The sequence below is a fragment of the Herbiconiux liangxiaofengii genome (genome assembly GCF_041927335.1).
Lineage (GTDB): Bacteria > Actinomycetota > Actinomycetes > Actinomycetales > Microbacteriaceae > Herbiconiux > Herbiconiux liangxiaofengii.
Window position 1 is genome coordinate 152,084 of the sequence record NZ_JBHFHD010000007.1, and the last position, 10,571, is coordinate 162,654.

Below are 10,571 nucleotides of genomic sequence, written 5' to 3' on the forward strand. Positions count from 1 at the left end.
TTCGCGTCAGGATCCGGGCCGTGCGCGCCCGGATTCCGTTAGGACGGGCACAGCCGGCGGATGCGCGGCGTAGACCTTCTCCCGTGACTCTCACCAGCATCCTTCCCAGCCTCCGCGCCAGCATCCCCGACCCCCTCGCCATCGACCGCTGGCCGGAGTGGACGCGGCCCACCACCACCGACGTCATCGTGTCGGGGGTGTCGCTGCTCAGGCTCGTCGACATCTGCGACACCCCCTGCGTGCACGTGGCGGCGGCCGTGGTGCCGGGAACGCACGGCCGCCCATCCGACCGGGAGCAGGCATCCGTCGTCGTCGCCCGGGTGACCGCCGCCCCTGGGGCCGGCGTGCTCGTGCTCGACGCCGAGTTCGCTTCGATCGCACCCAGCCTCCACCTCGGCGAGGCGCGCCTGATCGGGCGGGTGTCGACCCGGCACAGCCGGCCCTTCGTGATCGAGGGCGCGGAGGTGTCGCTGCCGGAGGACGTCGCGGTCGGCGACCTCGTGGCCGTCCCGTGCCGCGGGGCGGTCGCCTGCCGTCAGCTGCGCGCCGGCCGGCCAGCGTCAGCATGATGCGGCGCTGTCGGGACTATGGTGACCTTCGCCGCATCGCGCATCCGGTGCGGTTTCTCTGAGCAATGGAGACCTGTATGGCCATCATCGACAACGCGATCTACGTCGGCGGGCGGCGCACCGAGAGCCCGAAGAGCCTCGACGAGACCTACGAGCTGCTGCGCGAGCGCGACGGCATGGCCTGGATCGGGCTCTACCGGCCGAGTCCCGACGAGTTGCGTTCGGTGGCCCAGGAGTTCGGTCTGCACCCGCTCGCCGTGGAGGACGCCCTGAAGGGCCACCAGCGGCCCAAGCTCGAGCGCTTCGGCGACACCCTCTTCGTGGTGGTGCGGCCGGCCCGGTACCTCGACGCCCAGGAGTCGGTGGAGTTCGGCGAGGTGCACGTGTTCGTGGGGCCGGGGTTCGTGGTGACCGTTCGGCACGCCGAGAACCCCGACCTGCGGGCCGTGCGCCACCGCATGGAGGCCGAGCCCGAGCTGCTGCGGCTCGGGCCGGAGGCCGTGCTCTACACGATCCTCGACGAGGTGGTCGACGGCTACGCCCCCGTGATCGCGGGGCTGGAGAACGACATCGACGAGATCCAGGACCAGCTCTTCGGCAACGACCCCGACGTCTCGCGCCGCATCTACGAACTGCTGCGCGAGGTGATCAGCTTCGAGCGGGCCATCGGTCCGCTGCCCGACATGCTCGACCGCCTGCTGCGCGGTTCGTCGAAGTACCGGGTCGACCTCGAGCTGCAGCGGTCGCTCCGGGATGTGCTCGACCACGTGCACCGCACGGTCGACAAGGCGAGCTCGTTCCGCGCGCTGCTGGAGAACGCGCTCACCGTGCACTCGACCCTCGTGACGCAGCAGCAGAACGAGGAGACCCGGCGTCTCACCGAGACCGGACTGTCGCAGAACGAGGAGATCAAGAAGATCTCCTCGTGGGCAGCCATCCTGTTCGCCCCGACGCTGATCGGCACGATCTACGGCATGAACTTCGACTACATGCCCGAACTGCACTGGCCGCTCGGTTACCCGCTGGCGGTGCTCGGCATGGTGGCGATGGGCGGGGTGCTCTACGCGATCTTCAAGCGCAAGCACTGGCTCTGACGCCGGTGCGCGTCAGCCCTGCAACTGGTGCCACTCGGTGATGCGGTAGCCCTCGAGGCGAAAGCTGGCGAAGCTCATCAGCTCCACGCCGGGGCCGTCGTCCAGGCGCAGCGCCATCCGCTGTTCCACGAGCACCGTGCCGCCGCACACCGCCACGTGCTCCACCCGGGTGTGCACGTGCTCGAAGGCGTGGCGCACGTCGTCGAGCATGCTGAGCACGGCCTGCCGCCCGCGGATCCAGGAGTTCGGCGAGGGCTGGTAGAGCACCGAGTCGGACAGGTAGGCGGCGATCTCGCAGAGCGCACCCTCGTTCAGCATGTCGACGAACTCGCGCACGATCAGCTCCGACTCCACCGCGTCGACCGCGGCCCCCGGGCCGCCGTGGCCGCCCAGGCCACCTCCGCCGTTCTGGCTGCTACCGCTGCTCTGGCTGCTCATCGCGGCCCCCTCCCGACCGATGCGTCCTACTGGCATCCTCGCCGGGACCGGGCGCCCGACGGCACTACAGACTGCGGAACACCTCCCGACAACCGCCCTGCCGTGTCACCGGGCCGACGGATGCTGCCGGGACCGGTCGCCGAAGACGAGTAGCCTGCGTCAGGTCCGCCAGGGGTCGGGGGCGGGGTCGGCCAGGAAGGCGCGGATCGCCGAAGCGACAGCTGGGGCGGCCGTGTGCTGCACCACATGGCGGTGACCGGGAACCACCACCACTCGACTCCCCGCCGGTGCCGCGCGGCGCAGGCGCCGGCACCAGTCCGGCCCGGCCACCGGATCGTCGCCGCCGCGCAGCACCAGCATCGGGCCGGCCAACTCGCGCACGCGGTGTTCGAGCGGGTAGTCGCGCATGAACTGCGCGTGCTGGAGGAACCACACCGGGCCGGCGCGCAGGTAGTCGGTGAACACCATCGCGTTCACCACCGGTGTCTCGCCGAGCGTGTCGAGCCCGAGGGCCACCGCCTGGGCGCGCAGCGTACGGTGCCGGTCGTCGGTGACCGGACCGATCAGCACCACCCGCGACACCAGGTCGGGGCGCAGCACCGCGAGTTCGGTGACCCACTGGGCGCCCATCGAGTGGCCGATCGCGATGGCACCGGCCACCCCGAGGCTCTCCAGCAGCGTGGCCAGCCCCGATGCCACGGCGGTCACGTCGGGCACCCCGTCGGGCTTGGCCACGCCCCCGAAGCCCGGCAGGTCGATGGAGTAGACGTCGGCCGTGCGGGCGAGCAGCCCGTGCAGCCGGGCCAGGTACCGGTGCGAGGTGCCGATGCCGTGCACGAGCACGAAGGGCGGCGCGGCGGTTTCTGCGCCCGGGGCCGCGGAGGCCGTCGCGAACACCGAGAACGGCAACCCGTCGATCACGTGCTCGGTGACCGCGGGCGCGGTCGGGTCGTTCGGAGTGGCAACGGATCGTCTCGAACGGCGGTGGGGCATCCGCTCACCGTACGCCGGGCCGGGAGCGAGGGCACCGTCCAGCCGCGACTCCCGTGGCCCGCCATCCCGATGTCGGTGGCGGATGAGACCCTGACCCCATGGGTTCTCTCGCCTACGGCTACGGATCAGAGATCGAGATCGACGACCGCACCCTCGCACACCTGCAGATCGTGCTGCTGTCGCGCCTGCGTCGCCACGAATCGTGCTCGCTCAGCTGGAACGTGGCGTCACCCGGCGCGGGTCGCGAGACCATCTGGATCAGCGACGCCATCCCGCTCCGCTTCCGCTACGACCCCGAGCAGGCCGGGCCGGTGAACCGGGGCTGGATCGACGAGATGAACACCGCCGCCAGCCGTGGCGAGCTGCGCATCACGCCCGAACCGGGGGCCTGAGCCGACATCCCGATCGGCCGCCGGCGCCGCTGCCTGCTGCCGGTCGCCCCATGCCGGTCGCCCAGTGCCGGTCGCCCGGTGCCGGCGGCAGGGTTCAGCGACGAACCGCGGCCTCCACCACGCCGCGCGCCACGTCTGACAGCCGCCGCCCGCTGTGCCGGGCCCGGTCGCGCAGCCGGGTGAACGCCTCATCCATGTCGATGTCGTCGGACTGCGCCAGCACGCCCTTCGCCTGCTCGATCACCACCCGGCTGTCCAGGGCCCGCTGGAGCTGCTCGCGCGCGGTGTCCGAGTCGCGCAGGGCCCGCTCGTGCAGGATGCCGATGGTCGCCACATCCGCCAGCGCCCGACCCGCGGCGGCGTCTTTCGGGTCGATCGGCCCGGCGTGGTCGCTGAACAGGTTGAGCGACCCGATGGTCTCGTCGCGAAGCCGCATCGGAATGGCGTACATCGACTGGTACCCGAGCGACGCCGCGTCGGTGGCGAAGGTGGGCCAGCGCGCGTAGGTCGCCGCGATGTTCTCGACCGAGACGACCTTGCCCGAGGTGAACGCGTCGACGCAGGGGCCCTCCTGCGCGTTCAGCTGCAGCAGGCTGATCAGGTGGCTGCGCTCGCTCGTCGACGCCACCACCTCGAGGCTTCCATGCCCGTTGGGCACCAGGATGCCGGCGTCGGCGGCCTCGAGGATGAGCACGCTGCGCTCGACGAGCGTGTGCAGCAGATCGACGATGTCGTAGTCGGCGACGAGGGTGTCGGCGAGTTCGATGAACGTCTCGGCGAGCTGGGCTTCGCGTGTGGCCGTCATCCTTTGAATCTACCTTCCGTGCGTGTCACAGTCACTTCTCCAATCGCAGCGTACGGGCGGCGATTGCCGCCGCCGTCTCGCGAACCGACCGGCCGGAGGCGAAGGCGTGCGCCCGGATGAGCAGCAGCGCGTCGTCGGCCGGTATGCCCAGCTGCGCGATCACCATGCCGGTCGCCTGGTGCACCTCGCGGCGGGAGTACGGGCCCTCGTCGGTGGAGTCGTTGCGGGTGTCCACCGCCTCGCGCAGCACGGTGGCCGCGGCAGCCTTCGTCAGCATCGAGGCCTCCGCCACCGCAGCAGCCGTCAGCGGGCCCGGGGCGTCGGAATAGAGATCGACGGCCCCGATGCGGAGGGTTCCGATCACGAGCGGGAACGAGAACACCGCACGCACCCCGAGGCCCTCCACCGCGTGCACGAACAGGGGCCACCCGGGCTGCTCGCTGCTGTCGAGCTCGGGCGCGAGGATCGCGGTGCCGCTGGCATGGGCCGCCCAGCCCGGCCCCTCGCCCACGTCGAGCTCGATCTCACTGAGGCGTGCGGCGAGCGGATCGCTGGCGCTGACGGTCTCGACGTCGAACGGAGCGCCGAAGGTGGCGATGGCGGCGCGCTCCACGGGCAGGGCGTCGACGAAGGTCGCCGACAGCTGCGCGTGCGTGGTTCCTCGTGCCGTCGAGATCGGGTCCTCCTGGGCTGGGGCGGGTTCACACGCACGCTATCCATTCATTCGAATTCATGCACATTGCGCCACAGGGGTTGAACTCCGGCGATGGGTGGCCTACGGTGAAAAAGGTTGCCCTGGACCCGGTCGCCGATTGTCAACGATCCGGATCGAGCCATAATGAGCATCCTCTGTCCCCGAATCAGCCTTCGTGCCGCGCATGCTGCAGCGGTCGTGTCTCAGGGGGTTTCCGTCTGATGGGCAAGCTCATCTACGACTCCAGCCTCACGGTCGACTTCGAGGACCGCATCCTCGCGCATCTGCAGCTGGTCATCAGCGCCAAGCTGCGGCGCAACGAGTCGTTCACGTTCTCCTGGAGCGACGACCGCCAGCAGGGCGGCGGACGAACGGTGATCTGGGTGTTCCCCACGGTGCCGCTGGTGTTCAAGTTCTACGGCGGCCGGCCGCCCGCGGTGAACCGCCGCTGGGTCGAGGCCCTCATGCTCAGCGCGAACTCGCCGCAGGGCCTCGCGCTCACGCCCGAGCCCGATCAGGGCACCGAGCCGCCCGCCGCGCCCGCGGTCTAGCCGCGCCACCGCCTTGTAGCCTGGGAGCGTGCCCACCACTCCCCCCACCGGCGAACGCCCGCGCTGGACGTCGGCCCAGTACTCCTACCTGGCGCTCGGCCTCAACGCGCTCTGCCTGATCGTGCTGTTCGGCAACGCCCTCTCGGCCAACCGGTGGTGGCAGATCGCGGTGCCGGTGGCCGTGGGCTTCATCGTGCTGGGCGGACTCTCCGGCATCCAGGCCCGCCGTCTGCGCACCAAGGAGCGCCGCAAAGGTCTCTGACCCCTTTCTCGCCACAGCGGCCGGGATGTCCTCGCCGTCGGGTAGCTTGGGAGCCTGACCCCCATTCGGGGGCAACTCAGCCACGAAGGAGTGGACATGCGACCAATGGTCGAGAAGACGAGAGCGCGCCGGGTGGGGCGCGCGACACTGGTGGGGGCGGTGGCTCTCCCGTTGATCGGCGGGGCCATCGTGGCCGCCCCGGCCCAGGCGGCCGAGGTGCAGCCCGAGCTGGGCACGCGCACCGCCGACATCATCACCGTCGACGGACTGCAGTTCCGCGACCTCGACGGCGACGCCGGGCTCACGCCCTACGAGGACTGGCGGCTCACCTCCGCCGAGCGTGCCGCCGACCTCGCGGCCCGCCTCACCCTCGAGCAGAAGGCCGGCCTGCTGATGCACGCCAGCCTCACCGGCCAGGGCACCTACAACCAGGATGCCTTCACCGGCTTCCTGCAGAACGGCCACATCACCACGTTCATCTCCCGGCTCGGGGTCGACGCCGTGACACTGGCCGAGCAGCACAACCAGCTGCAGCAGCTCGCCGAGGCCGAGCCCTTCGGCATCCCGCTGCTGATCAGCACCGACCCGCGTTCGGGCTTCACCGTCACCGAGGGGCAGACGGTCTCCAACGGCGACTTCACGCCGTTCCCCGACGCCATCGGCCTGGGCGCGGTGAACGACCCGGCCCTCACCCTCGAGATGGGCGACATCATCCGCGAGGAGTACGCGGCCACCGGCATCCGCGAGGCCCTGTCGCCCCAGGCCGACATCGCCACCGAACCGCGCTGGACGCGGATCAACGGCACCTTCGGCTCGGTCGGCGCCGACGTGAAGCCGCACGTCGAGGCCTACGTCGAGGGCCTCCAGGGCGGAACCGGCGGGCTCGACTCCTCCAGCGTCGCCACCGTGGTGAAGCACTGGGTGGGCTACGGCGCGCAGGAGAACGGCTACGACAGCCACTACTACTACGGCCGGTACGCCACCTTCCCCGGTGACAACTTCGCCGAGCACGTGGTGCCCTACGAGGGCGCCTTCGATGCCGGGGCGGCGGGCATCATGCCGACCTACAGCATCCTGAAGAACCTCAGCGTCGACGGCACGCCGCTCGAGCAGGTGGGCGCGGGGCACAACGAGTTCCTGCTGCAGGATCTGCTGCGCGGCCAGTACGGCTTCGACGGCGTGATCACCAGCGACTGGGGCATCGCCAACGACTGCCCGCAGGAGTGCCTCGACCGCCGGCCACCGGCGTCGTTCGTGGGCCCGTGGGGAGCCGGCATGCCGTGGGGCGTCGAAGACCTCACCCTGCCGGAGCGCTACGCGAGCGCCATCAACGCGGGCGTCGACATCATCGGCGGCAGCGACCAGCCGCAGAACGTGGTCGACGCGGTGACGCAGGGCTTCCTCACCGAGACGAGGGTCACCGAGGCCGCGTCGCGGGTGCTGGCGCAGAAGTTCGACCTGGGGCTGTTCGAGAACCCCTACGTCGACCCGGCGGTGGCGGATGCGGTGGTCGGCTCGGCCGATTCGCGTGCGGTCGGGCTCGACGCCCAGCAGCGCTCGCTCACCCTGCTCAGCAACACCACCGAGGCCGACGGCTCGGCGACGCTGCCCGTGGGTGAGGCGGCCGGGCGAACGGCCTACCTCTACGGCGTCTCCGACGAGGCCGCCGTCGCCGCCGGGTTCACCCCCGTCGACGACCCGGCAGCAGCGTCGATCGCCATCGTGCGGCTCACCGACCCGCGTGGCGGTTCTGATCTGACCGATCTGAACTTCACCGGCAGCGAAGCCGACTTCTCGGCGCTCGCCGCGGCCCACGCATCCGGAGCTCTCACCATCGCGGTGCCGCAGCTCTCGCGACCGCTGGTGCTGGGCAACGTGGTGGAGAACTCGGATGCGGTGCTCGCGTCGTACGGCGCCTCCGACGAGGCCCTGTTGAACGTGATCACCGGCGCCGCCTCGCCCGAGGGCCGGCTGCCGTTCGAGCTGCCCTCGAGCATGACCGAGGTGGCGGCCCAGCTCGCCGACGTGCCGAACGACACGGCGACCCCGCTGTTCGAGTACGGCTTCGGCCTGAGCTACGAGGCCGCCCCGGGCGAGCCCGCGCCGACACCGAGTCCCGCACCTGCGCCCGCGCCCGGCAACGGCTCGGCACCGGTGGGCGAGGGCGACGGCTCCCTGGCGGCCACCGGCTTCGACACCGCCTGGCCCACGATCGCGGCGGCCCTCGCCCTGCTCCTGGCCGGCGTGGGCGCAGCCTTCCTGCGCCGCCGCACCCTCACCCGCCCCTGAGATGCCGACCCGTCGCAGATCGCCCTCTCATCGTGCGAGATGGGCAATCTGCGACGGGTCGAGCACCTGAGGTGTGAGTGCAGGAACAGCGAAGGCGGCCCACTCACGAGGAGTGGGCCGCCTTCGGCGTGTGGGGGCTGCTGTTACGCGCGGCTGCCCTTGCGGCCGAAGATCAGGCCGTAGATGAGCAGAACGACGATGGAGCCGACGATCGCGACGACCCAGGTCTGGATCGACCAGAACTCCTGCAGGTTCACACCGAACAGCAGGCCGCCGAGCCAGCCGCCGAGGAGCGCGCCGACGACGCCAAGGATGAGGGTGACGAGCCAGCCGCCGCCCTGACGGCCCGGGAGGATCAGCTTGGCGATGGCACCGGCGATGAGGCCGAGGATGAGGAAAGCGATGAAGCTCATGTGATTGTTCCTTCGTGTTCTGTGGTGGTCGGGTACTCCTCGCCGGCAGTGCTGCGCGCCGACGGAGGTTCTGGGGGGGGACTGTCAGGCCGTGCGGTGCGGGATGTTGATCTCCGCGCCCTCGATGTCGATCTCGCCGACGTCGTCGGGGCCACCGGTTCCAGGCAGCGAGGTGATGCGACTCTGGTCGATGTCGGGATCGTCGAGAGCCTGCGAGCCTGCAGCGTCGTGCTGCAGCTCATCCGTCTCCCGACCGCTCGACGGGCTGTACGTCATGTCTTTGCGGGTGAGGTCGTTGTCGTTGAGATCACCCTTCTCGACATCGACGTCGGGCAGTGTGTCGCCGTCACTCGTCTGGTCAGTCATGAGTACCTGCCTACTCCTATCCCTGTTCTCAGCAAAGGGCCAGGATGCGCCGATCGACCAAACCGGCCAGGGGGAGCGTTCCGAACACAGCGCCCGGCGGCGCTGCGGTCAGGCGGCGCACGGCACGCCGAAAGCACCCTCCGCGGAGGGGAGAACGGTGGGGCGCGGCGCCGACAGTACCCGAAACGGTCGGCGCCGCCGCCCGACCTGGGTCGAGGCTAGCGACAAATCGATGAGACTCGTACTCCCATAATCTCCCGATCAGACGAAGCTGAAGGAACAGCCACGTCAGCAAGGGGATACCCATGAAGATCGCCGTGATCGGTGCCACCGGAAACCTCGGAACGGCGCTGCTGCGCCGCCTCTCCCGCGAGGCCGGTGCCACCGAGGTGGTCGGTGTCGCCCGCCGCATCCCCGACCGTGATCGCCAGTACGCCGAGGTGCAGTGGCATGCCGTCGATGTGTCGAAGCCGGATGCGCGGGCACTGCTCGCCCCAGCTCTGCACGGCGTCGACGCCGTCGTGCACCTGGCCTGGGCACTGCAGCCCAACCACGTGGAGAAGGCGATGTGGCGCACCAACGTGCACGGTACCGCCGCGGTGCTCGACGCGGCCGTCGACGCGGGCGTGCCGCACGTGCTCGTGGCCAGCTCGGTGGGCGCCTACAGCCCGGGACCGAAGTCCCGCCGGGTGAACGAGGACTGGCCCACCGGCGGCCTGGCCACCTCGCACTACTCCCGGTACAAGGCCATCAACGAGCGCAGGCTGGACGACTTCGAGGGGGCGCACCCGTCGGTCGTCGTCACCCGACTGCGCCCCGGCCTGGTGTTCCAGTCGAAGGCGGCCTCCGAGATCGCCCGGCTGTTCGCCGGCCCGTTCGTGCCGCGACGACTGCTCGGCCGGCTGCGGTCGCCGATCGTCACACTGCCCTCGCAACTGATCTCGCAGGTGGTGCACGCCGACGACGTGGCCGACGCGTTCTGGCGGGCCATCGAACGTCGGCAGGGCGGCGCCTTCAACATCGCGGCCGAGCCCGTGGTCACACCCGAGGTGCTGGCCGGCGCTCTCGGCGGGCGGGCGGTACCGATCCGCGCCGCGGTGGTGCGGGCGCTCATGTGGGCCACCTGGAAGGCCCGCCTCCAGCCCTCAGACCCCGGTTGGCTCGACATCGCCACGACGGTGCCGGTGATGTCGACCGAGCGTGCCCGCACCCTGCTCGGCTGGGCCCCCACGATCAGCTCGACCGACGCGCTGCGCGAGCTCCTCGACGGCCTGGCCGCCGCCGACGGCGAGGCCGGGTCGCCGCCCCTGGGAGGGGGCGGCGCCCGGCGCGCCTTCTGAGCTACTGGCCCCGGCCGGTGGCCTTCTGCAAGCGATCGATGTGCTCGGAGGCCTCGGCCTTGGTGAGGTCGGCGGAGATCTCCTCCCCGGCCTCCCGGGCAAGGGTGTCGAGGTAGCTCTTCTGCGGGCCGGTGGCGGGCTCGTCGCCCGTGACCCAGTCGCTCGGGTCTTTGCTCGCGGTGTTGTCGGGGTCGGGATGGGTTCCGCCGAGGGTCTCACCCTCGGGGGCGGTGTCGTTCTGGTCGCTCATGCCCGTCACCGTACGCCCGCGACCGCCGGGCGGCACCCCCTCAGCACCCCAGCCCGCCGAGTTGCGCCGAATGGCCCCTTGCGCGTGCGCGAAGGGGCCATTCGGCGCAACTCGG

14 protein-coding genes are annotated in these 10,571 nt (G+C 70.7%); 7 read left to right on the forward strand and 7 right to left on the reverse strand.

The genetic code is table 11. The annotated features are described in order from the left end of the window. Positions 1–83 precede the first annotated feature (83 nt). Together ACEXOR_RS06395 and ACEXOR_RS06400 are read left to right on the forward strand one after the other, a co-directional pair. Positions 84–569 (forward strand): hypothetical protein, encoded by a 486-nt coding sequence (locus tag ACEXOR_RS06395; protein ID WP_374848603.1) that lies wholly within the window; start codon positions 84–86, stop codon positions 567–569. A gap of 77 nt (positions 570–646) precedes the next feature. Next, the gene (locus tag ACEXOR_RS06400; protein ID WP_374848604.1) at positions 647–1,663 is read left to right on the forward strand and encodes a magnesium and cobalt transport protein CorA; all 1,017 of its coding nucleotides are present in this window, start codon (positions 647–649) and stop codon (positions 1,661–1,663) included. Between the two features lie 12 nt (positions 1,664–1,675). Here the strand turns inward: ACEXOR_RS06400 and ACEXOR_RS06405 are convergent, their stop codons facing one another. Both ACEXOR_RS06405 and ACEXOR_RS06410 read right to left on the reverse strand, forming a co-directional pair. Then, a complete protein-coding gene (locus tag ACEXOR_RS06405) occupies positions 1,676–2,101 on the reverse strand; it encodes a nuclear transport factor 2 family protein (protein WP_374848606.1) in 426 nt (141 codons plus the stop codon). Between the two features lie 159 nt (positions 2,102–2,260). Continuing rightward, a complete protein-coding gene (locus ACEXOR_RS06410) occupies positions 2,261–3,094 on the reverse strand; it encodes an alpha/beta fold hydrolase (RefSeq protein WP_374848607.1) in 834 nt (277 codons plus the stop codon). 98 nt (positions 3,095–3,192) lie between these two features. Here ACEXOR_RS06410 and ACEXOR_RS06415 point away from each other — a divergent pair, with 98 nt between their 5' ends. After that, positions 3,193–3,486: a DUF7882 family protein gene (locus tag ACEXOR_RS06415; RefSeq protein WP_374848608.1), complete on the forward strand. Its 294-nt coding sequence runs from the start codon at positions 3,193–3,195 to the stop codon at positions 3,484–3,486. A gap of 94 nt (positions 3,487–3,580) precedes the next feature. On the opposite strand, the gene ACEXOR_RS06420 is transcribed toward ACEXOR_RS06415, so the two are convergent. Then, a complete protein-coding gene (locus ACEXOR_RS06420; protein ID WP_374848610.1) occupies positions 3,581–4,291 on the reverse strand; it encodes a GAF and ANTAR domain-containing protein in 711 nt (236 codons plus the stop codon). 31 nt (positions 4,292–4,322) lie between these two features. Then, positions 4,323–4,904: an ANTAR domain-containing protein gene (locus ACEXOR_RS06425; protein WP_374848611.1), complete on the reverse strand. Its 582-nt coding sequence runs from the start codon at positions 4,902–4,904 to the stop codon at positions 4,323–4,325. Between the two features lie 302 nt (positions 4,905–5,206). On the opposite strand from ACEXOR_RS06425, the gene ACEXOR_RS06430 reads away from it, so the two are divergent. From ACEXOR_RS06430 to ACEXOR_RS06440, 3 genes are all read left to right on the forward strand, one after another. Further along, positions 5,207–5,536, forward strand: a complete 330-nt coding sequence (locus tag ACEXOR_RS06430; protein WP_374848612.1) for a DUF7882 family protein — start codon at positions 5,207–5,209, stop codon at positions 5,534–5,536. 28 nt (positions 5,537–5,564) lie between these two features. After that, complete coding sequence (locus ACEXOR_RS06435) at positions 5,565–5,798, forward strand: hypothetical protein (RefSeq protein WP_374848613.1); 234 nt, start codon at positions 5,565–5,567, stop codon at positions 5,796–5,798. A 96-nt stretch (positions 5,799–5,894) separates the two neighbouring features. Then, positions 5,895–8,087 carry a glycoside hydrolase family 3 protein gene (locus tag ACEXOR_RS06440; protein WP_374848614.1) on the forward strand — a complete coding sequence of 731 codons (2,193 nt, stop codon included), beginning with the start codon at positions 5,895–5,897 and terminating at the stop codon, positions 8,085–8,087. Between the two features lie 143 nt (positions 8,088–8,230). Here ACEXOR_RS06440 and ACEXOR_RS06445 read toward each other — a convergent pair whose 3' ends face one another. Together ACEXOR_RS06445 and ACEXOR_RS06450 are read right to left on the reverse strand one after the other, a co-directional pair. Beyond that, positions 8,231–8,500 (reverse strand): GlsB/YeaQ/YmgE family stress response membrane protein, encoded by a 270-nt coding sequence (locus tag ACEXOR_RS06445; protein WP_374848615.1) that lies wholly within the window; start codon positions 8,498–8,500, stop codon positions 8,231–8,233. An 84-nt stretch (positions 8,501–8,584) separates the two neighbouring features. Beyond that, on the reverse strand, positions 8,585–8,866 hold the full coding sequence (locus ACEXOR_RS06450) for a hypothetical protein (RefSeq protein ID WP_374848616.1): 282 nt from the start codon (positions 8,864–8,866) through the stop codon (positions 8,585–8,587). A 305-nt stretch (positions 8,867–9,171) separates the two neighbouring features. Between ACEXOR_RS06450 and ACEXOR_RS06455 the strand changes: the two genes are divergently transcribed. Beyond that, on the forward strand, positions 9,172–10,206 hold the full coding sequence (locus ACEXOR_RS06455) for an NAD-dependent epimerase/dehydratase family protein (protein ID WP_374848618.1): 1,035 nt from the start codon (positions 9,172–9,174) through the stop codon (positions 10,204–10,206). A gap of 1 nt (position 10,207) precedes the next feature. Here the strand turns inward: ACEXOR_RS06455 and ACEXOR_RS06460 are convergent, their stop codons facing one another. Beyond that, the gene (locus tag ACEXOR_RS06460; RefSeq protein ID WP_374848619.1) at positions 10,208–10,456 is read right to left on the reverse strand and encodes a DUF3072 domain-containing protein; all 249 of its coding nucleotides are present in this window, start codon (positions 10,454–10,456) and stop codon (positions 10,208–10,210) included. Positions 10,457–10,571 lie beyond the last annotated feature (115 nt).

Coding starts and splice junctions, on each gene's coding strand:
- ACEXOR_RS06415 (WP_374848608.1), top strand. CDS start 3,193: ATGGGTTCTCTCGCCTACGGCTACGGATCAGAGATCGAGATCGACGAC.
- ACEXOR_RS06410 (WP_374848607.1), bottom strand. CDS start 3,094: ATGCCCCACCGCCGTTCGAGACGATCCGTTGCCACTCCGAACGACCCG.
- ACEXOR_RS06445 (WP_374848615.1), bottom strand. CDS start 8,500: ATGAGCTTCATCGCTTTCCTCATCCTCGGCCTCATCGCCGGTGCCATC.
- ACEXOR_RS06450 (WP_374848616.1), bottom strand. CDS start 8,866: ATGACTGACCAGACGAGTGACGGCGACACACTGCCCGACGTCGATGTC.
- ACEXOR_RS06400 (WP_374848604.1), top strand. CDS start 647: ATGGCCATCATCGACAACGCGATCTACGTCGGCGGGCGGCGCACCGAG.
- ACEXOR_RS06460 (WP_374848619.1), bottom strand. CDS start 10,456: ATGAGCGACCAGAACGACACCGCCCCCGAGGGTGAGACCCTCGGCGGA.
- ACEXOR_RS06455 (WP_374848618.1), top strand. CDS start 9,172: ATGAAGATCGCCGTGATCGGTGCCACCGGAAACCTCGGAACGGCGCTG.
- ACEXOR_RS06440 (WP_374848614.1), top strand. CDS start 5,895: ATGCGACCAATGGTCGAGAAGACGAGAGCGCGCCGGGTGGGGCGCGCG.
- ACEXOR_RS06405 (WP_374848606.1), bottom strand. CDS start 2,101: ATGAGCAGCCAGAGCAGCGGTAGCAGCCAGAACGGCGGAGGTGGCCTG.
- ACEXOR_RS06430 (WP_374848612.1), top strand. CDS start 5,207: ATGGGCAAGCTCATCTACGACTCCAGCCTCACGGTCGACTTCGAGGAC.
- ACEXOR_RS06420 (WP_374848610.1), bottom strand. CDS start 4,291: ATGACGGCCACACGCGAAGCCCAGCTCGCCGAGACGTTCATCGAACTC.